This is a genomic window from Streptomyces sp. NPDC007991 (genome assembly GCF_042958445.1).
Lineage (GTDB): Bacteria > Actinomycetota > Actinomycetes > Streptomycetales > Streptomycetaceae > Streptomyces.
In genome coordinates, this window is the sequence record NZ_JBIBJD010000012.1 from 1 (window position 1) to 20,104 (window position 20,104).

General features: G+C 70.8%; 15 protein-coding genes. 10 read left to right on the top strand and 5 right to left on the bottom strand.

The window, feature by feature from the left end:
• The 4 genes from ACFZDA_RS30970 to glgB form a co-directional block, all read left to right on the top strand.
• Positions 1 to 510 (top strand): DUF3459 domain-containing protein (locus ACFZDA_RS30970; protein WP_391088145.1); only part of this gene is annotated, 510 nt, incomplete at its 5' end.
• Positions 507 to 2,225, top strand: a complete 1,719-nt coding sequence (treS, locus tag ACFZDA_RS30975) for a maltose alpha-D-glucosyltransferase (RefSeq protein WP_391088148.1) — start codon at positions 507 to 509, stop codon at positions 2,223 to 2,225. The genes ACFZDA_RS30970 and treS, both read left to right, overlap by 4 nt.
• 191 nt (positions 2,226 to 2,416) lie before the next feature.
• A complete protein-coding gene (locus ACFZDA_RS30980) occupies positions 2,417 to 3,859 on the top strand; it encodes a maltokinase (protein ID WP_391088150.1) in 1,443 nt (480 codons plus the stop codon).
• Positions 3,860 to 3,904: 45 nt separating this feature from the next.
• Positions 3,905 to 6,751: a 1,4-alpha-glucan branching enzyme gene (gene glgB, locus ACFZDA_RS30985; protein WP_391088152.1), complete on the top strand. Its 2,847-nt coding sequence runs from the start codon at positions 3,905 to 3,907 to the stop codon at positions 6,749 to 6,751.
• A 200-nt stretch (positions 6,752 to 6,951) separates the two neighbouring features.
• On the opposite strand, the gene ACFZDA_RS30990 is transcribed toward glgB, so the two are convergent.
• The 4 genes from ACFZDA_RS30990 to ACFZDA_RS31005 form a co-directional block, all read right to left on the bottom strand.
• A complete protein-coding gene (locus ACFZDA_RS30990; protein ID WP_391088153.1) occupies positions 6,952 to 9,213 on the bottom strand; it encodes a HelD family protein in 2,262 nt (753 codons plus the stop codon).
• A gap of 149 nt (positions 9,214 to 9,362) precedes the next feature.
• Positions 9,363 to 9,680, bottom strand: coding sequence for a thioredoxin domain-containing protein (locus tag ACFZDA_RS30995; RefSeq protein ID WP_391088154.1), 318 nt, complete (start codon positions 9,678 to 9,680; stop codon positions 9,363 to 9,365).
• Positions 9,674 to 10,087, bottom strand: coding sequence for a MerR family transcriptional regulator (locus tag ACFZDA_RS31000; protein WP_391088156.1), 414 nt, complete (start codon positions 10,085 to 10,087; stop codon positions 9,674 to 9,676). Before ACFZDA_RS31000 ends, ACFZDA_RS30995 begins: the two co-directional genes overlap by 7 nt.
• Positions 10,088 to 10,133: 46 nt before the next feature.
• Entirely contained in the window at positions 10,134 to 11,807 is a 1,674-nt protein-coding gene (locus ACFZDA_RS31005) for a DHA2 family efflux MFS transporter permease subunit (protein ID WP_391088157.1), read from the bottom strand.
• A 108-nt stretch (positions 11,808 to 11,915) separates the two neighbouring features.
• On the opposite strand from ACFZDA_RS31005, the gene ACFZDA_RS31010 reads away from it, so the two are divergent.
• Positions 11,916 to 12,533, top strand: coding sequence for a TetR family transcriptional regulator (locus tag ACFZDA_RS31010; protein ID WP_391088159.1), 618 nt, complete (start codon positions 11,916 to 11,918; stop codon positions 12,531 to 12,533).
• A 101-nt stretch (positions 12,534 to 12,634) separates the two neighbouring features.
• Here ACFZDA_RS31010 and ACFZDA_RS31015 read toward each other — a convergent pair whose 3' ends face one another.
• Positions 12,635 to 14,026 carry a cation:dicarboxylate symporter family transporter gene (locus ACFZDA_RS31015; protein WP_391088161.1) on the bottom strand — a complete coding sequence of 464 codons (1,392 nt, stop codon included), beginning with the start codon at positions 14,024 to 14,026 and terminating at the stop codon, positions 12,635 to 12,637.
• A 177-nt stretch (positions 14,027 to 14,203) separates the two neighbouring features.
• On the opposite strand from ACFZDA_RS31015, the gene ACFZDA_RS31020 reads away from it, so the two are divergent.
• The 5 genes from ACFZDA_RS31020 to ACFZDA_RS31040 all read left to right on the top strand — a co-directional run bounded on the left by ACFZDA_RS31020 (position 14,204) and on the right by ACFZDA_RS31040 (position 19,866).
• A complete protein-coding gene (locus ACFZDA_RS31020; protein ID WP_391088163.1) occupies positions 14,204 to 15,892 on the top strand; it encodes an ATP-binding protein in 1,689 nt (562 codons plus the stop codon).
• Positions 15,889 to 16,587, top strand: a complete 699-nt coding sequence (locus ACFZDA_RS31025) for a response regulator (protein WP_306963502.1) — start codon at positions 15,889 to 15,891, stop codon at positions 16,585 to 16,587. The genes ACFZDA_RS31020 and ACFZDA_RS31025 overlap by 4 nt, the downstream gene beginning before the upstream one ends.
• A gap of 129 nt (positions 16,588 to 16,716) precedes the next feature.
• Positions 16,717 to 18,084: an extracellular solute-binding protein gene (locus ACFZDA_RS31030; protein ID WP_391088165.1), complete on the top strand. Its 1,368-nt coding sequence runs from the start codon at positions 16,717 to 16,719 to the stop codon at positions 18,082 to 18,084.
• Positions 18,085 to 18,100: 16 nt separating this feature from the next.
• The gene (locus ACFZDA_RS31035; protein WP_391088167.1) at positions 18,101 to 19,021 is read left to right on the top strand and encodes an ABC transporter permease subunit; all 921 of its coding nucleotides are present in this window, start codon (positions 18,101 to 18,103) and stop codon (positions 19,019 to 19,021) included.
• A 5-nt stretch (positions 19,022 to 19,026) separates the two neighbouring features.
• Positions 19,027 to 19,866 carry an ABC transporter permease subunit gene (locus ACFZDA_RS31040; protein WP_391088169.1) on the top strand — a complete coding sequence of 280 codons (840 nt, stop codon included), beginning with the start codon at positions 19,027 to 19,029 and terminating at the stop codon, positions 19,864 to 19,866.
• Positions 19,867 to 20,104 lie beyond the last annotated feature (238 nt).

The window sequence follows — 20,104 nt, forward strand, 5'->3', positions numbered from 1 at the left end:
ACCTGGGGCATCTACTCCGGCTACGAACTGTGCGAGAACACCCCGCTCAAAGAGGGCAGCGAGGAGTACCTGGACTCGGAGAAGTACCAGCTCAGACACCGCGACTGGGAGACGGCCGAGCGTGAGGGCCGCACCATCACCCCGCTGATCGCCCGGCTCAACACCATCCGCCGCGAGAACCCGGCCCTCCAGCAGCTGCGCGACCTCCACTTCCACCACGCGGACCAGGAAGCGGTGATCGCCTATTCGAAGCGGCAGGGTTCGAACACGGTTCTGGTGGTCGCCAACCTCGACCCCCACCACACCCAGGAGGCCACGGTCTCGTTGGACATGCCGCAACTCGGCCTGGACTGGCACGAGTCGGTGCCGGTGCGCGACGAGCTCACCGGCGAGACCTACCACTGGGGCAGGGCCAACTATGTGCGCCTCGAACCGGGCCATAGGCCCGCGCACGTCTTCTCGGTTCTGCGACCGTCCACCCCGCAGATCGGAGGGTCACCCACAACATGATCGTCAACGAACCCGTGCCGGACACCTTCGAGGACACTCCCGCCAGGGACCGGGACCCGGAGTGGTTCAAACGCGCCGTCTTCTACGAGGTACTCGTCCGCTCGTTCCAGGACAGCAACGGCGACGGCGTCGGTGACCTCAAAGGCCTGACCGCGAAGCTCGACTACCTCCAGTGGCTCGGCGTCGACTGCCTGTGGCTGCCGCCGTTCTTCAAGTCGCCCCTGCGCGACGGTGGCTACGACGTCTCGGACTACACGGCCGTGCTGCCGGAGTTCGGCGACCTGGCCGACTTCGTGGAGTTCGTCGACGCCGCCCACCAGCGCGGCATGCGCGTGATCATCGACTTCGTCATGAACCACACCAGCGACCAGCACCCGTGGTTCCAGGAGTCGCGCAAGGACCCCGACGGGCCCTACGGCGACTACTACGTGTGGGCGGACGACGACAAGCAGTACCAGGACGCGCGGATCATCTTCGTCGACACGGAGGCCTCGAACTGGACCTACGACCCGGTCCGCAAGCAGTACTACTGGCACCGCTTCTTCTCCCACCAGCCGGACCTCAACTACGAGAACCCGGCCGTGCAGGAGGAGATGATCTCCGCCCTGAAGTTCTGGCTGGACCTGGGCATCGACGGCTTCCGGCTGGACGCGGTGCCGTACCTGTACCAGGAGGAGGGCACCAACTGCGAGAACCTGCCCGCCACGCACGACTTCCTGAAGCGGGTACGCAAGGAGATCGACGCGCAGTACCCGGACACGGTGCTGCTGGCGGAGGCCAACCAGTGGCCCGAGGACGTGGTCGACTACTTCGGTGACTATCCGAGTGGCGGCGACGAGTGCCACATGGCCTTCCACTTCCCGGTCATGCCGCGCATCTTCATGGCGGTGCGGCGCGAGTCCCGCTACCCGGTCTCCGAGATCCTGGCCAAGACCCCGGCCATCCCCTCGGGCTGCCAGTGGGGCATCTTCCTGCGCAACCACGACGAGCTCACGCTCGAAATGGTCACCGACGAAGAGCGCGACTACATGTGGGCCGAGTACGCCAAGGACCCCCGGATGCGCGCCAACATCGGCATCAGGCGCCGTCTCGCCCCGCTGCTGGACAACGACCGCAACCAGATCGAGCTGTTCACGGCCCTGCTGCTGTCGCTGCCGGGCTCGCCGATCCTGTACTACGGCGACGAGATCGGCATGGGCGACAACATCTGGCTCGGCGACCGGGACGCGGTGCGCACGCCGATGCAGTGGACGCCGGACCGCAACGCCGGGTTCTCCTCGTGCGATCCGGGACGGCTGTTCCTGCCCACGATCATGGACCCGGTCCACGGCTACCAGGTGACCAACGTCGAGGCGTCCATGGCCTCGCCGTCGTCGCTGCTGCACTGGACCCGCCGCATGATCGAGATCCGCAAGCAGAACCCGGCCTTCGGTCTCGGCTCGTACACCGAGCTGCCGTCGACGAACCCGGCGGTGCTGGCGTTCCTGCGGGAGGCCCCCGTTTCCGGGGAAGGAGGGGACGACCTGGTGCTGTGCGTGAACAACTTCTCGCGGTTCGCGCAGCCCACGGAGCTGGATCTGAGCGCCTTCGAGGGGCGGCACCCGGTGGAGCTGTTCGGCGGGGTCCGCTTCCCGGCGATCGGCGAGCTGCCGTACCTGCTGACGCTGGCAGGTCACGGTTTCTACTGGTTCCGGCTCCGCAGGGATACCTTGTGAGGCCTGAGGCGGCCTGAGGAAGCCCCGATTCACGGGGCGGGCCGCAAACCCCCGGGGCGGGGCGTTTCTCCCGCCCCGCCCGGGGCACGCATCAGTAACACCCCGCCCATCCGCGTGAGCCGGAGGGGCGCCGCCGGCACCTGCTGAAGGCCCCGGAGGCGCACCAATCATGGGTGAAAGGACGCGACGCCATGTCGGAAGCCGTCACACGCACCGTCACCGCCCCGCCCGGCCTTCTTGCCTCTCTCGATCCGCTGCTGCGGGAGTGGCTGCCACGGCAGCGCTGGTTCGCGGGCAAGGGACGTCCGGTCACCGGGTTCACGCTGGTCGAGGCCACCGAGCTGCTCCCCTCCAACGGCAAGCTCGGCCTGTACCACCTGCTCGTGCGCGCCCACCAGCCGTCCGTGCCGTCGCACGGCGCGCCCGGCCATCCCGGCGACTGCTACCAGCTGCTGATAGGCGCGCGCGAGGCGCTGCCGCCTCGGCTGGCGCCCGCGCTGATCGGACACCTGTCGACGGGGCCGCTGGCCGGACGGACGGTCTACGACGCCCTGCACGACGCCAGGCCCGCCGAACTGCTCCTGGAGGCGCTGCGCACCCAGGCCCGGATCGGCGGGCTCCGCTTCGAGCGGGACCTCGACCAGGACATCCGGTCCGGGCTGGTGCCGCGCGTGGTGACCGCGGAGCAGTCCAACTCGTCCGTCGTCTACGGCGATACGTTCATCCTGAAGCTCCTGCGACGGATCGTGCCCGGCGTCAACCCGGACCTCGAACTGCCGCTGGCGCTGGCCCGCGAGGGCTGCCCCCGGGTGCCCGCGCCGACGGCCTGGATGGTCGCGGACGTCGACCCCACGGCGGACCCGGTGATCTCGGCGGGCCCGGCCGACCTGGCCGGCCAGCCGTATGTGCTGGGAGTGCTCCAGCCGTTCGTGCAGGGCGCCTCCGACGGCTGGGAGCTGGCGCTGCGCGAGCTGGCCAAGGGCGAGGACTTCGGCGCCGAGGCCCGGGCGCTGGGCCGGGCCACCGCCGAGGTGCACACCACGCTGGCCCGGGCACTGCCGACGGTCACGCTCGGTCACATGCAGCTCCGGCTCATGGTGGACGGCATGATCGAGCGGCTGGAGGCGGCCGTCCAGGCGGTGCCCGCGCTGCGGCCCTACGCCGACGGGCTGCGGTCGGCCTTCACGGCGCTGGGCGATCTCGCCGCCGAGGGCCGCACCTGGACCGCCCAGCGTGTGCACGGCGATCTGCACCTCGGGCAGTGCCTGCGCTCGCCGGCCGGCGAGTGGTGGCTGATCGACTTCGAGGGCGAGCCGGCCCGGCCGCTGGCCGAGCGGCGCATGCCGCAGCCGGCGGTGCGGGACGTCGCCGGCATGCTGCGGTCCTTCGACTACGCGGCACGCTCGGCCGATCCGCCCCAGCCGGACTGGGCCGAGACCTGCCGTTCCGCGTACTGCTCCGGGTACGCGGAGGCCTCCGGCCTCGATCCGCGCACCGACCCGGTGCTGCTGCGCGCCTATGAGACGGACAAGGCGATCTACGAGGTGGTGTACGAGGCCCGGCACCGCCCCGACTGGCTGCCGGTGCCCCTGGCCGCCATAGACCGGCTCGCCTCGACCGGCCACCTGGCCTGACCCGACCGACCTGACTGACCCACCTGCGTCCTGGAGGCTCCGCCCGTGACCCCCCGCCCTGAGTCCAGCGGTTCCCGTCCCAAGGGGACGGCAGGGGAGAAGATCCCCGAGCAGCCCACGGCCGCCCAGAAGAAGAGTGCGGCGAAGAAGACGGCGGTGCCGAAACAGGCGGCGGCCAAGAAGGCGACGGCCCCCGCGAAGAAGGCCGCCGCCAAGAAGACGCCCGCCGCGCGGCCACCCGCGACGAAGGCCACGGCCAAGAAGGCGGCACCGGCGAAGACGACGGCGAAGAAGGCCGTCGAGAAGAAGGCTGTCGCGAAGAAGGCGGGTGCCGCGCAGTCACCCGCGAAGAAGGCCGCCGCCGAGAAGACGACCGCGGCGAAGACGACGGCGAAGAAGGCCCCCGCCAAGAAGGCCACCGCCGCCAAGGCGACGGCCACCAAGGCGGTTGCCAAGAAGGCGACAGCGAAGAAGGCGGTCGCCAAGAAGGCCACGACGGCGAAGGCGGCGGCCACCAAGGCCACGGCCACGAAGGCGGCAGCCACGAAGGCCCCCGCCACCAAGGCCACCACCGCCAAGCCCCCCGCGAAGAAGGCCCCCACGAAGAAGGCTCCGGCCAAGAGGGCCACCGCCGCCAAAAAGGCCACCGCCGGGACCACCACCGCAGCCCCCGCCCAGACCCTGCCGCCGGAGACGGAGCTCGCCGTCTCGCCCGTCGTCGGCGCGGCCGACCGGGAGCGGCTGCTCAACAGCACGCATCACAACCCGCACTCCGTGCTCGGCGCCCACCCCGTGCCCGGCGGGATCGCGTTCCGGGCGTTCCGGCCGTACGCCCTGTCGGTGACCGTCGTCGTCGGAGAGGTGCGGGCGGAGCTGGACGACGACGGGGACGGGTTCTTCTCCGGGCTGCTGCCGCTGCGGGAGGTCCCGGAGTACCGGCTGCTCGTGGAGTACGAGGGGACGGTCCTGGACACCGAGGACGCCTACCGTTTCCTGCCCACGCTGGGCGACCTCGACCTGCACCTGATCGGCGAGGGCCGGCACGAGGAGCTGTGGACGGCGCTGGGCGCGCACCCGATGACCCACCAGGGCGTGACCGGCACCCGGTTCGCGGTGTGGGCGCCGAACGCGCTCGGTGTGCGCGTGGCCGGCACGTTCAACTTCTGGGACGGCACCGGCCACGTCATGCGCTCGCTGGGCTCGTCGGGCGTGTGGGAGCTGTTCCTGCCGGACATCGGCGAGGGCGAGCTGTACAAGTTCGAGATCACCCGGCCGGACGGTTCGAAGACGCTGCGGGCCGACCCGATGGCCCGCCGTACGGAGGTGCCGCCCGCGACCTCGTCGGTCATCACGTCCTCGCGGTACGAGTGGGGCGACGACGCGTGGCTGGCCCGGCGCGCCGAAGCCCCGGCGCACGAGGCGCCCTTCTCGGTGTACGAGGTGCATCTGCCGTCCTGGCGGCCGGGGCTGACGTACCGTCAACTGGCCGAGCAGCTCCCGGAGTACGTGAAGAACCTGGGCTTCACGCACGTCGAGCTGATGCCGGTCGCCGAGCACCCGTTCGGCGGCTCCTGGGGCTACCAGGTGACCGGCTTCTACGCGCCGACGGCCCGGCTGGGCACACCCGACGACTTCCGGTACCTGGTGGACTCGCTGCACCGGGCCGGCGTCGGCGTGCTGATGGACTGGGTGCCGGCGCACTTCCCGCGCGACGACTGGGCGCTGGCCGAGTTCGACGGCCGGCCCCTGTACGAGCACGCGGATCCGCTGCGGGCCGCGCACCCCGACTGGGGCACGCTGGAGTTCGACTACGGGCGCAACGAGGTACGCAACTTCCTCGTCGCGAACGCCCTGTACTGGTGCGAGGAGTTCCACATCGACGGGCTGCGCGTGGACGCGGTGGCGTCGATGCTCTACCTCGACTACTCGCGCGAGCCGGGCCAGTGGACGCCCAACGAGCACGGCGGCCGGGAGAACCTGGACGCGGTGGCGTTCCTCCAGGAGATGAACGCGACGGTGTACCGCAGGGTGCCCGGCGTGGTCACGGTCGCCGAGGAGTCGACCGCCTGGGACGGCGTCACCCGGGCCACCCACCACAAGGGCCCGAGCGGCTTCGGCGGGCTCGGGTTCGGGCTGAAGTGGAACATGGGCTGGATGCACGACTCGCTCCAGTACATGAGCCACGAGCCGGTGTACCGCAAGTACCACCACCACGAGATGACGTTCTCGATGGTGTACGCGTACAGCGAGAACTACGTCCTGCCGATCTCCCACGACGAGGTGGTGCACGGCAAGCGCTCCCTGGTGTCGAAGATGCCGGGCGACTGGTGGCAGCAGCGCGCGGGCCACCGGGCGTACCTGGGCTTCATGTGGGCCCATCCCGGCAAGCAGCTGCTGTTCATGGGGCAGGAGTTCGCGCAGGGCGCCGAGTGGTCCGAGGCGCACGGCCCCGACTGGTGGCTCCTCGATCCGGGCTACGGGGCCGAGGCCGAGCACCGGGGTGTGCGGGACCTGGTCCGCGACCTCAACACGGTCTACCGCGCGACCCCGGCGCTGTGGCGGCTCGACACGGACCCGGCCGGTTTCGAGTGGGTGGTCGGGGACGCCGCCGACGACAACGTCCTGGCGTTCCTGCGGCTGGATCCGGAGGGGACTCCGATCCTGTCGGTGTCGAACTTCGCGCCGGTCGTCCGCCAGGACTACCGCCTGGGCGTGCCCGAGGACGTCCCGGCCTGGCACGAGGCCGTCAACACCGACGCCGCGCGCTACGGCGGCAGCGATGTCACCAACCCCGACCCGGTCAAGCCGGAGGCCCAGCCCTGGCACGGCCGCCCGGCGAGCATCCGGCTGACCCTGCCGCCGCTGTCGACGGTGTGGCTGCGCCCGGCGTAGACGGCCTGTGACTGTGACGGGAGGGCCGGCTTCCGTCACAGTCCGTCCGGTCCGGGCCTGCTGGGGTGGCCGCATGCACACGGCCGTGTACTCTCCCGGGCTCTTCTTCGCCCTGACGGTCGTCCCGCCGACGGCCGGACTGTGGCACGCCCTGCGGGACCCAAAGGCCCTCCCGCGGTAGGCGCGTCCAGCGATGGGGGCTACCCGAATGCCTCCGACAGGGACTCGGGCAGCTCCCCGGTGTGCAGCACGCCGAGGCGCTGGGTCGCGCGGGTCAGAGCGACGTACAGGTCGCTGGTGCCGTACCGGGCGGGCTCGACCACGAGGACGGAGTCGAACTCCAGGCCCTTGGCCTGGCGCGGGTCGAGGAGGACGACGGACTGCGTGAGGTCGGGTTCGGCGCCCGCCGTCACGCCGTCCAGCCGGGCCGCGAGGCCACGGTGCAGGTCGCGCGGGGCGATCACCGCGAGCCGCCCCTCGGCCGGGGTGAGTTCCCCGACCGCCTTGGCGACGGCGCCCGGGAGGTCGTCGGTGGCCCGTGCCCAGGGGTGTACGCCCGTGGAGCGGACCGAGCTCGGCGGCTCGAAGTCCGGGTGCTCGGCGCGGACCACGGCCGCGGCGACGTCCATGATCTCGGCCGGGGTGCGGTAGTTGACGCCCAGCCGGGTGTGCTCCCAGCGGTCCTCGACGTACGGGGCGAGGATGCCCGCCCAGGAGCCCACACCGGCCGCCTCCGCCGTCTGCGCGGGGTCCCCGACCAGGGTCATCGAGCGGGTCGGGCTGCGCCGCATCAGCAGCCGCCACGCCATCGGCGACAGCTCCTGCGCCTCGTCCACGATGATGTGCCCGAACGCCCACGTGCGATCGGCGGCGGCGCGCTCGGCGGCGCTGCGGTGGTCGTCCTCCTCGTGCCGCTCGGCGAACCGCTCGGCGTCGATGATGTCGTGCGCGGACAGCACCTCGGAGGACTCGGGGTCGTCCTCCTCCTTGTCCTCGAACTCGTACGTCCGGGACGCGTAGGACACGTCCAGCACGCCCTGCGCGTAGGCGATCTGCCGCTCCCGCTCGCGCTGCGCGCGCTCCCGGGCCAGCCGGTCGTCCTCGCCGAGGAGTTCGGCGGCCTCGTCGAGCAGCGGCACGTCCGCGACCGTCCAGCGCCGGGTCACCGGGCGGCGTACGGCCTCGGCGTCCTCGGCGGACAGGAACTCCTCGGGGGCGGCGAGGAAGTCGGCGACGAGCCGCTGCGCGGTCAGCAGCGGCCACAGCTGGTCGACGGCGGCCCAGACCTCGGGGTTCTCGGCGAGGTCGTCGCGGATCTGGGTGATGTCGCTGGGGTCGAGCAGGCTGGACCCGTCGAAGGGGTCGGTGCCGATCCGCTCGGCGTACAGGTCGGTGAGCGCGTTGAGGATGTGGCCCTCGAAGTGCTCGCGGGCCGCGTTGTGCGGCAGCTTCGCGGCGCGGGTGCGCTCGCGGGCGACGTTGACCAGACCGTCGTCCAGCATGAGCACTTCGCGTTCGTGCTCGATGGCGATCACCGGGTCGGGCAGCGCCTGACGGCTACTGACGACCTCGGCGAGGACGCCGGCCATGTCGGCGCGGCCCTTCACGGCGGCGGCCTCGGGCGTGTCGGTGGCGGTCGCCTTCACGCCGGGGAACAGTTCGCCGACGGTCGCGAGGAGCACACCGGTCTCGCCCAGGGAGGGCAGCACCTCGCCGATGTAGCCGAGGAACGCCGGGTTCGGCCCGACGATCAGCACCGCACGCTTGGCGAGCAGCTCCCGGTGCTCGTACAGCAGATACGCGGCACGGTGCAGGGCGACGGCCGTCTTGCCGGTTCCCGGGCCGCCCTCCACCACCAGGACGCCCCGGTGCGGGGCGCGGATGATGCGGTCCTGGTCGGCCTGGATGGTCTGCACGATGTCGCTCATCCGGCCGGTGCGCGCGGAGTTGAGCGCGGCGAGCAGCACGGCGTCGCCCGTCGGGTCCTCGTGGCCGGTGCGGGTCTCGTCGCCGAGGTCGAGGATCTCGTCGTGCAGATGGGTGACCCTGCGGCCGTCGGTGGCGATGTGCCGCCGGCGCCTCAGCCCCATCGGGGTGTGGCCGGTGGCCAGGTAGAAGGGGCGGGCGACCTCGGCACGCCAGTCGATCAGCACCGGTGTGCGCTCGGCGTCGTCGGTGCGCAGGCCGATGCGGCCGATGTGGTGGGTCACGCCCGAGGTGAGGTCGATCCGGCCGAAGCACAGGGAGCCGTCCACCGCGTTCAGCGCGGCGAGCAGCCCCGACCGCTCGGCGACGAGGATGTCCCGCTCCAGTCTGGCCTGCTGGGGGGTGTTGCCCTGCGCGAGCGCGTCCATGACGGAGGTCTCGGTGTCGCCGCGCAGCGCGTCCACGCGCGCGTACAACCCGTCGATGAATTCCTGCTCCTGCCGCAATTCATCGTCCGGAAATTCGGTGTTTGACAATTCCGCTCCCGCCCGGATATACTGTGCTCACTGAACTTCACTATGGCTTCAATCGACTTGAAGTCACGAATGAACAAATATACGCGAGGAAATCCCCCGAGCGCAATTGCTCGGGGGATTTCCTCGTTTCCGGGCGGCCAAGCAGCCCGCTACAGCACGTCGGCCAGCTCCTCCAGCAGCCGCCGCTTCGCCCGCGCGCCCACCATCGCCTTCACGGGCTCACCGTCGCGGAACACCATGAACGTCGGCATCGACAGCACCTTGTAGGCGTTGGTGGTCCGAGGGTTGGAGTCCACATCGAGCTGGACCACCTTCAGCCGGTCGCCCTCCTCGGCGGCGAGAGCCTTCAGCACCGGCCCCATCTGCTTGCAGGGCGGGCACCAGTCGGCGGTGAACTCCACCAGCACCGGCAGGCCGGCGCCGATCACCTCGGCCTCGAAGTCCGCGTCCGTCACATCGGTCACCATGTGTGCCTCCCCAGTTCGCAACCAGGATCCGGACCCCCCGGAACCTCCGCCTCGGCGGCCAGCTCGGCCCGCGCCAGCTGCCGGGCGACCGTCTCGCGCACGCTCGTCAGCTGACCGATCAGGGAGTCGAGTTCGTCCAGCTTGCGCCGGTAGACCGCGAGGGACGCCGGACAGGTGTCGCCCTCGGGGTGCCCGGCCCGCAGACACTCCACGAAGGGCCGCGTCTCCTCCAGGTCGAACCCGAAGTCCTGCAACGTCCTGATCTGCTCCAGCAGCTTCAGGTCGTGCTCGTCGTACGTCCGGTATCCGTTGCCCGCACGCCGCGCGGGCAGCAGGCCCCGCGACTCGTAGTACCGCAGCGTCCGCGTCGTGGTCCCGGCCCGTGCGGCCAGCTCGCCGATTCGCATGCGTCGAACGTAATCCTTGACGCCGACGTCAAGGCAACGGCGTTTTCTAGCGGGCCCCGGCGGACTCCAGCTCCCGGGCGTCCTCGGAGGGCTGATCCGCGGCCTTCGTCCTGCCGGGCAGCAGCAGCGCCACCACGACCGTCCCGACGCCCAGGACCACGGCCCCGACCAGACTGGTGTGCGCGACCGCGTCGGCGAACGCGGAACCCACCGCGTCGGCCATCTGCCGTGCCCCGCCGGCGAGTTGCCCGGCCTGCGCCTTGAGCCGCTCCGCCTGCTGCGGGTCACTGGTGTGCGCCGCCTGCTCGGCGAGCTGCCGGGCCTTGTCACCGATTCCCCGGGCGACGGCGTACCCGGCCCCGACGGAGTCCTGGGCCGTCTCCAGCGACGAGGCGGGGAGCTTGCCGCCGGCCGTCGCGTCCGCGAGGTGGCCGGAGTACGACGTGGCCAGCAGCGAGCCGAGGACGGCGATGCCGAGCGACCCGCCGAGCTCCAGCGACGTGTCGTTCACCGCGCCGCCGACGCCCAGCTGGGCCTCCGGGAACGCCCCCATGATCGCGTCCGTGCAGGGCGACAGCGCGAGCCCGATCGCGAGGCCGAGCACGATCAGGGGCGCGACGAAGTCGCCGTACGACGACCCGGAGCCGACCCGGGTGAGCAGCGCCAGGGCCGCCGTACCGCCGGCCATGCCGGCCGTGACGGTCCACTTCATGCCGACCCGCGGGGTGAGGTAGCCGGTGAGGGCGGAGCCCACGAAGACGGCACCGGCCAGCGGCAGCATCCGCAGGCCCGTGTCCAGGGCGTCGTAGCCGAGGACGAACTGGAGGTGCTGGGTCAGGTAGTAGAAGGCGCCGAAGACGGCCAGGAAGAACAGGGCGACGGCGAGGTTGGAGCCCGCGAAGCGGCGGTCGGTGAAGCGGCGCACATCCAGGATCGGGCGCGGGTGGCGCAGCTCCCAGAGCACGAAGGCCACGAGCCCGGCGCCCGCGACGACCGCCGCCGTCACCGCCTTGACGCCCCAGCCGAAGTGCGGACCCTCGATGATCATGTAGACGAGCGCGCCGATCCACACCACCGACAGCAGTCCGCCGCCGTAGTCGATCCGCCCCTGGTGGCCGGACCGGGACGGCGGTACGAGGACGAACGCGCCGACGATGGCCAGGGCGGCGACGGGCACGTTGATGAGGAACGTCGACGACCAGCCGTGGTGCTCCAGCAGCGCCCCGGCGACCAGCGGACCGGCCGCGATGGCGAGCCCGGCCGTGGCCGTCCACAGGGTGATCGCCTTGGCGCGCTCGGCGCGCGGGAAGGTCGCCGCGAGCAGGGACAGCGTCGCGGGCATGATCATCGCGGCCCCGGCACCCATCACGGCACGCGCCGCGATCACCGCCGTGGCACTGTCGGCGAGGTAGCCCAAGACGGCTCCGCCGCCGAAGACGACCAGCCCGAGGACGAGCGCGCCCCGGCGGCTGTGCTTGTCGCCGATCGCGCCGAGGAGCAGCATCAGCGCGGCGTACGGGACGGTGTAGCCGTCGATGACCCACTGGAGGTCGGCGCTGGACAGGCCGAGGTCCTCCGTCATGGCGGGCGCCGCGACGGTGAGGGCGGTGTTCGCCATCACGATGATCAGCAGGCTCAGGCAGAGCACGAGGAGCGCCCACCAGCGGCGCGCGTAGGGGCGGTCCGTCCTCTCGGCCGGTTCGGTCACGACGAGTCGCATGGCAGGGGTCGCCTTCCTCACTGACTTGCACAGGGGTGTGCATTTGCACAACCATGTGCAATGTACGTCGTTGCACACTGCTGTGCAACTCGATGGAGGAAGGGCACAATGGCGTCCATGACCACGGGCACCACCAGCCGCGCCGACGCCAACCGGCGCCGCATCCTCGACGTCGCCCTCGGCGAGCTGTTGCGCGACCCCGACGCGTCCATGGACCAGATCGCACGCGCCGCGGGCGTCGTACGGCGGACGGTGTACGGGCACTTCCCGAGCCGCGAGGCGCTGATCAGCACGCTCGTCGACGAGGCGGTGGCGTCCTTGTCGGCGGCGCACGCGGCGGGCCGGGAGGGCGTGGAGGACCCGGCGGAGTCCGTGGCCCGCTCGGTGCTGGCGGTGTGGGAGCTGGCCGACCGCTATCGGCTGCTGATCGCGCTCGCCCAGCGCACGGTCACCATGCAGGGCATCCGGGAGCGGCTCGCCCCGGTCCGGGAGGCCGCCACTGGGGTGCTCCGGCGCGGCCTCGACGAGGGCGTCTTCAGCTCACCGCTGCCCGCGCCGGCCCTGGCGTACGTGCACGAGCAGATGCTGGTCGCGCTGATGGAGGCGGTGAACGACGGGCTCGTGGCAGCGCGAGAGGCGGGCCGCTGCGCCGCGGTCACGGTACTGACCGCGGCGGGCGTGCCCGCCTCGAAGGCCACCGAACTGGTGGCGAAGCTGAACGATTGATCTTGTCTGCGTTGATCTTGCCTGCGTAAGAACCGGGCGGCTGAGCGACGGGGGGACACTCAGCCGCCCGGAGTCTCGCGGGGGGCGCGGCGCGCGGGCCGTCAGGCCTTCGCCAGCTCCTTGTCGCCGCCCTGCTCGGGCACCTCGGCCTGGCCGTCGCCCGGGCCGCCGTGCTCGTCGTCCAGCAGCGTCTTCTCGTCGAAGGGCAGCCGGCCGGCGAGGACCTGGTCGACCCGCTCCTTGTCGATCTCCTTCGTCCAGGTGCCGATCAGCACGGTGGCCACGGCGTTGCCGGCGAAGTTGGTCAGGGCGCGGGCCTCGCTCATGAAGCGGTCGATGCCGACGATGAGGCCGATGCCGTCCACCAGGGCGGGCTTGTGCGACTGCAGACCACCGGCCAGGGTCGCGAGGCCCGCGCCGGTGACACCGGCGGCGCCCTTGGAGGCGACCAGCAGGAAGAGCAGCAGCGGGATCTGCTCGCCGATCGACATCGGCGTGCCCATGGCGTCGGCGATGAACAGCGAGGCCATGGTCATGTAGATCATGGTGCCGTCGAGGTTGAAGGAGTAGCCGGTCGGGACGGTGATGCCCACCACCGGCTTGCTGACGCCCAGGTGCTCCATCTTCGCGATGAGCCGCGGCAGCGCGGACTCGGAGGAGGAGGTGGACAGGATCAGCAGGAACTCACGACCGAGGTACTTGAACAGCGTGATGATGTTCAGGCCGGCGATGACGCGCAGCAGGATGCCGAGCACGATGAAGACGAAGAGGAAACAGGTGACGTAGAAGCCGAGCATCAGCACGGCGAGGCTCTTGAGCGCGTCCACGCCGGCGGAGCCGGTGACGGCGGCGATGGCGCCGAAGGCACCGATCGGGGCGGCCCACATCACCATGGCGAGGATGCGGAAGACGAGCCGCTGGATGTGCTCGATGCCGCGCAGGATCGGCTGGCCCGCCGAGCCCATGCCCTGCAGGGCGAAGCCGGCGAGCAGGGCGATCAGCAGGGTCTGCAGGACCGACTCGTTGGTGAAGGCGGAGACGATCGTGGTCGGGATGATACCGAGCAGGAACTCCGTGGTGCCCTTGACCTCGGGATCGACCTGCGCGTGACCGGCGTCCTTGACCGCGTCCGTCACCGCGAGGCTGGTGCCCGGCTCCAGGATGTTGCCGACGACCAGGCCGATGCCCAGCGCCACCAGCGACATCACCATGAAATAGCTCAGGGCGATACCGCCGACGGCACCGACCTTGGTGGCCTTGCGCACCGAGCCGATGCCCAGCACGATCGTGCAGAAGATGATCGGCGAGATCATCATTTTGATCAGGTTCACGAAGCCGGTACCGATCGGCTTCAGCCCGACCGCGAAGTCCGGCGCGGCCAGGCCCACCGCGATACCGGCGGCGACCGCGATGATCACCGCGATGTAGAGATAGTGCGTGCGGTCCCGCTTGGCCTTGGGTGCGGCTGGTGCCGTATCGGCTGCGCTGGTCACGGCGGCCCTCCTTGACGACGTCGTCGGCATCACCGGCGTGCGGCTCACGTCCGGGACAGGGAGCGGGGAACTCCCGGGGATGCGTATTGGGGAATGCCGTGACTATGTCCTGCTCTGTGAGCGCGGTCACCCTTCCGTTCATTTAGTTCACAATCAGCCACGAGGCAGACTGACGGCATGCGCTTCTCCGTACCCGGTCCCCGCAGCCTGGCGGGCCAGCTCTTCGCCATGCAGGCCGTCCTGATAGCGGTCGTCGTGGCCGGATACGCGCTGTTCACCTACGTCAGTGACCGCAGCCAGGCCGAAGAGGCGGCGCGGCGCCAGGCCAGGGCGGTGGCGCGGTCCGTCGCCGACTCCCCTTCGGTGCTGGAGGCGGCCCGCGGCTCCGACCCGACGGGCCTGCTCCAGCCGTACGCGCTGCGGGTGATGCGGGACACCGAGGTCGACTTCATAACGATCATGAATCCGCAGGGCATCCGCTGGACGCACCCCGACCCGGACCGGATCGGCCAGCCCTTCCAGGGCCACACCGAGAAAGCCCTCAAGGGCCAGACCTTCACCGAGACCTACACCGGCACGCTCGGCCCCTCGGTCCGTGCGGTCACCCCGATCCAGGACGGCAGGAAAATCGTCGGCCTGGTCAGCGCGGGCATCCGCGTCGACGAGATCAGCCAGCGCGTGTCGGACCAGCTGACGGCCCTGCTCGGCGTCGCGGCCGGCGCGCTGGCCCTGGGCGCCGTCGGCACCTATGTCGTCAACGCCCGGCTGCGCCGCCACACCCACGGCATGAACGCGGCCGAGCTCAGCCGGATGCACGACTACCACCAGGCCGCCCTGCACGCCGTACGCGAGGGGCTGCTGATGCTGGACGGGCAGTACCGTGTGGCGCTGATCAACGACGGAGGGCGGGAGCTGCTCGGCGTGGCCGGGGACGTGGTGGGCAGGTCGGTGGCGGAGCTGGGGCTGCCCGCCCCGCTGACGGGTGCGCTGCTGGCGTCGGAGCCGCGGGTGGACGAGGTGCATCTGACGGCGTCGCGGGTCCTGGTGATCAACACGTCTCCGGTGTCGGGCGGCGAGCGGCGCGGTACGGTCGTCACCCTGCGCGACGTCACCGAACTCCAGTCACTGATGGGAGAGTTGGACTCCGAACGGGGCTTCACGCAGGCGCTGCGCTCGCAGGCGCACGAGGCGGCGAACCGGCTGCACACGGTCGTCTCGCTGATCGAGCTGGGCCGGGCGGAGGAAGCGGTGGAGTTCGCGACGGCCGAACTGGAACTGGCACAGGCGTTGACCGACCAGGTGGTGGCGGCGGTGAGCGAGCCGGTGCTGGCGGCACTGCTGCTGGGCAAGACGGCCCAGGCGAACGAGCGGGGCGTGGAGCTGATGGTGTCGGAGGACAGCAGTCTGGACGACGGCCTGCTGCCGGAGTCCCTGCCGGCCCGCGACCTGGTGACCATCCTGGGCAACCTGATCGACAACGCCGTGGACGCGGCGCAGGGCAGCGCGCGGGCGCGGGTGACGGTGGCGGCCTACACCCAGGACACGTCGGGCCCCGGGGGCCCCGAGGAAGCCCCGGAGCTGGTCTTGCGCGTCTCGGACACCGGCCCGGGCGTGGACCCGGAGCACGCCGAGGCGGTCTTCCAGCGCGGCTTCTCGACCAAGCCGGCGGGGCCGGGCGGCCGGGGCCTGGGGCTGGCCCTGGTACGGCAGGCGGTCCAGCGGCACGAGGGGGCGCTGTCGGTGTCGGAGGCCGAGGGGGGCGGGGCCGAGTTCGAGGTACGGCTGCCGCTCAAGGAGTCGGGGGCGGTGGCCGGGGGCGTGACATCCAGGACCTCGGTGTCCAGAGGCGCCGGAGGCGACGCATGACGAGCGACAGCACGCCCGAGAGGGACATCCGCGTCCTGGTCGTGGAGGACGACCCGGTCGCCGCCGACGCGCACGTCCTGTACGTCGGCCGTGTCCCCGGCTTCGTCGCGGTGGGCAAGGCGCACACGGGCGCGGAGGCCCGCCGGGCCCTGGAGCGCACCCCCGTCGACCTGCTCCTGCTCGATCTGCACCTGCCGGACGTGCACGGACTGCACCTCGCGCGCTCCCTCCGGGCGGCCGGGCACCACGCGGACGTGATCGCGGTGACGTCGGCGCGTGATCTGGCGGTCGTGCGCGAGGGCGTCTCCCTCGGAGTCGTGCAGTACGTCCTGAAGCCGTTCACCTTCGCGACCCTGCGCGACCGCCTCGTGCGGTACGCCGAGTTCCATGCCGCGGTCGGCGAGGCGAGCGGCCAGGACGAGGTGGACCGGGCGCTGGCGGCCCTGCGCGCCCCGGGTCCGGCGGCCCTGCCGAAGGGCCTGAGCGCACCGACGCTGGAGCGGGTGACGGTGGCCCTGCGCGACAGCGCGGAGGGCCTCACGGCCGCCGGTGTGGCGGAGACCGTGGGCATCTCCCGCATCACGGCCCGGCGTTACCTGGAACACCTGGTGGACGCGGGCCGCGCGGCCCGCCGCCCGCAGTACGGCACGGTGGGGCGCCCGGAGCTGCAGTACCGCTGGGTCACGGGCCAGTGACGGGCCGTCAGTCACCAGCGGCAACCACCGAACCCGCGCACACGCATTGACCTGACTAGACCACTCAACTTACGTTCACCACGCAGCCGTCCCGGCCACAACGAAGTGCGTCCGTAGGAGGTTCGTGCCGTGCGCCCCACCGCCGCTTTCACACCTCTGCTCGCCCTTGCCCTCGCCGCGACCACCCTCACCGCCTGCGGTGGCGGTTCCGGCAGCGACCCCGACACCGTGAAGGTCTCCTTCAAACAGTCCACGGACAACTCCATCAAGGTGATGGACACCTATCTCGCGGACATCAAGAAGCAGTTCGAGAAGGCACACCCGGGCAAGAAGGTCGAACTCGTCCCGATCAAGGCCCCGGACTCGGAGTACTACACCAAGCTCCAGCAGATGCTCCGCTCCCCCAAGACCGCCCCCGACCTGGTCTACGAGGACACCTTCCTCATCAACTCCGACATCACCAGCGGCTATCTCAAGCCCCTCGACCCCTACCTCGCCAAGTGGCCCGACTGGAACCGGTTCATCGACACGGCGAAGGCGGCGGCCAAGGGCGAGGACGGCAAGACGTACGGTGTCCCCGACGGCACCGACACCCGCGGACTCTGGTTCGACAAGGGCGTCTTCGCCAAGGCCGGCCTCCCCGCCGACTGGCAGCCGAAGACCTGGAAGGACGTCCTGACCGCGGCCCGCACCATCAAACAGAAGGTCCCCGGCGTCATCCCGCTCAACGTCTACACGGGCAAGCCGGTCGGCGAGGCGGCCACCATGCAGACCTTCGAGATGCTGCTCTACGGCACCAACGACGGCCGCACGGACCCCCTGTACGACAAGAACGCGAAGAAGTGGATCGCCGGCGGCCAGGGCTTCAAGGACGCCCTCGCCTTCGTCGAGACGGTCTACAAGGAGAAGCTGGGCCCGGACGTCTCCGACGCGCTCGACCCGAACGTCATGACCCGGGTGCGCGGCGAGTGGCTCCCCAAGGGCAGGCTAGGCATCGCCCTCGACGGCTCCTGGCTGCCGCAGGACTGGCTGCCCGGCAGCGGCCACGCATGGCCCGAGTGGTCGAAGAAGCTGGGCCTGGCCGCCATGCCGACCCAGCACGGCCAGGCTCCCGGCAAGGTGAGCATGTCCGGCGGCTGGACCTGGTCGATCCCGGCCAAGGCCGGCAACCCGGACCTGGCCTTCGCGTTCATCAAGACGATGCAGACCAAGGCCAACGCACAGAAGTGGTACGTCGCCAACTCCGGCATCGCCGTCCGCGAGGACGTGGCGAAGGACCCCGGGTACGCCACCGCCCAGCCGGGCATCAGGTTCTTCACCGACCTGGTGGCCTCGACGCACTACCGCCCGGCCTACCCGGCGTACCCGAAGGTCTCCACGGCCATCCAGGAGGCGATGGAGAGCGTGACCACGGGCGACGCGTCGGTGGAGGAGGCGACGAGCGCCTACACCAGCGCCCTCAAGGACGCGACGGACGACGAGGTGATCGAGCGGTGAGCGAGGGCCGGCGCGCATGACCGCCACCGCACCCCGCCCGCCGCTCGCCAAGACACCCGAGGCCACGCACCCGGCACGCGGCTCCCGCCTGCCGCTGCGGGCCCTGCCCCTCACGCCCGCCGTCGTCCTCCTGCTCCTGTTCCTGGCCGGCCCGATCGCCTACTGCGTCTTCATCGCCTTCACCGACCTCCAGCTCACCGGCCAGGCCGAGGAGTCGTTCGTCGGCTTCGAGAACTTCACCCGGGCCTTCCGGGACGAGGCGTTCCTCAACGCCGTATGGCTGACCCTGGTGTTCACCGTCCTGTCATCGCTCGTCGGGCAGAACACGCTGGGCCTCGCCCTGGCGGCCCTGATGCGACGCGCGTCGAAACCGGTCCGCACGCTCACCGGCGGCATCGTCGTCACGGCATGGGTCCTGCCGGAGGTCGTCGCCGGTTTCCTCCTCTACGCCTTCTTCCGCCGCGAGGGCACCCTGAACGCCCTCCTGGACTGGCTCCACCTGCCCTCCCAGAACTGGCTGTACACGCTGCCCATCCTGGCGGTGTCCTTCGCCAACGTCTGGCGCGGCACGGCCTTCTCGATGCTGGTCTACTCGGCCGCGCTGAACGAGATCCCCCAGGAGATCACCGAGGCGGCCGAGGTGGACGGGGCCGGGGGCCGGCGCCGCATGTGGCACATCACCCTCCCCATGATCCGCCGCTCCATCGCCACCAACCTGATGCTGAACACCCTCCAGACCCTCTCGGTCTTCGGGCTGATCTGGGTGATGACGCGAGGCGGCCCCGGCGGCAGAAGCCAGACCCTGCCCCTGTTCATGTACGAACAGGCCTTCCAGAACAGCCTGATCGGCTACGGCACCGCGGTGGCCCTGCTGCTCCTCCTGGTCGGCTCCCTCTTCTCCCTCGTCTACCTGCGCCTGCTACGGACGGAGGTCTGACCCGCATGGCCGTCACCCTCGCCTCCCGCCGCACGGCCCGACGCCTGGCCGCGGACGCGGGCCTCCTGGTGGTCGCCGCCGCGTTCGTCCTCCCCCTGGCCTGGGTCGTCCTGTCCGCCCTGGACCCGCACGCCGACCTCCGGGTGAAGGCACCCGACGGCCTCACCCTGGACAACTTCGACGCGATCCTCACGCCCGAGATCACCTTCACCCCCCTCCTCAACAGCCTGATCCTGTGCGGTGGCGCGACGCTCCTGACGGTGGTCTGCGCGGCCCTGGCCGCCTATCCGCTCTCCCGGTTCCGCTCCCGCTTCAACCGCCCGTTCCTGCTGACGATCCTCTTCGCGACGAGCCTGCCCATCACGGCGATCATGGTCCCGGTGTACGCGCTCTTCGTCCGGGTGGACCTGATCGACACCATGCAGGGCACGGTCTTCTTCTTCGCCGCGTCCCAACTGCCGTACGCCATCTGGCTGATGAAGAACTTCATGGACGGCGTACCGAAGGAACTGGAGGAGGCGGCCTGGACCGACGGGGCGTCGTCCCTCCAGTCCCTGGTCCGCATCGTCCTGCCCCTCATGGGCCCGGGCGTGGCCGTCGTGACGGTCTTCTCCTTCGTCATGATGTGGGGCAACTTCTTCGTCCCGTTCATGCTCCTGCTCACACCCGACCAGATGCCGGCGTCCGTCAGCATCAACGACTTCTTCGGGAACCGGGGAATGGTGGCGTACGGGCAACTGGCGGCGTTCTCGGTCGTCTACTCGACACCGGTGATCCTCCTGTACGTCCTGATCGCCCGGCGCCTGGGAGGGGGTTTCGCACTGGGAGGGGCGGTCAAGGGCTGAACGCTGGGGGAGGCACGACTGAACACGACGCACCGGCACCCGCCGAAGCGCGGAAGGGGCCGTGTCGGGGGGTGTCCGCCCGCAGCGGTTGGCGCGTCGACGGACAGTCAGTCGGTACGCAACCCCATCGCGCCGTTCCGAGGACGGACACCCCCCGGCGCGGCCCCGACCCACCACTCGGCATCAGGCGCGACGCGCACCCCCACCACACCCGCGCAGGCCGCCGCAGGCACCCACC

Bases quoted from the DNA above. Each gene is read 5' to 3' on its own strand.
- ACFZDA_RS31005 (WP_391088157.1), bottom strand. From the start codon at position 11,807: ATGCGACTCGTCGTGACCGAACCGGCCGAGAGGACGGACCGCCCCTAC.
- ACFZDA_RS31040 (WP_391088169.1), top strand. From the start codon at position 19,027: ATGGCCGTCACCCTCGCCTCCCGCCGCACGGCCCGACGCCTGGCCGCG.
- ACFZDA_RS30980 (WP_391088150.1), top strand. From the start codon at position 2,417: ATGTCGGAAGCCGTCACACGCACCGTCACCGCCCCGCCCGGCCTTCTT.
- ACFZDA_RS31000 (WP_391088156.1), bottom strand. From the start codon at position 10,087: ATGCGAATCGGCGAGCTGGCCGCACGGGCCGGGACCACGACGCGGACG.
- treS (WP_391088148.1), top strand. From the start codon at position 507: ATGATCGTCAACGAACCCGTGCCGGACACCTTCGAGGACACTCCCGCC.
- ACFZDA_RS31025 (WP_306963502.1), top strand. From the start codon at position 15,889: ATGACGAGCGACAGCACGCCCGAGAGGGACATCCGCGTCCTGGTCGTG.
- ACFZDA_RS31020 (WP_391088163.1), top strand. From the start codon at position 14,204: ATGCGCTTCTCCGTACCCGGTCCCCGCAGCCTGGCGGGCCAGCTCTTC.
- ACFZDA_RS30995 (WP_391088154.1), bottom strand. From the start codon at position 9,680: ATGGTGACCGATGTGACGGACGCGGACTTCGAGGCCGAGGTGATCGGC.
- ACFZDA_RS31035 (WP_391088167.1), top strand. From the start codon at position 18,101: ATGACCGCCACCGCACCCCGCCCGCCGCTCGCCAAGACACCCGAGGCC.
- ACFZDA_RS31010 (WP_391088159.1), top strand. From the start codon at position 11,916: ATGGCGTCCATGACCACGGGCACCACCAGCCGCGCCGACGCCAACCGG.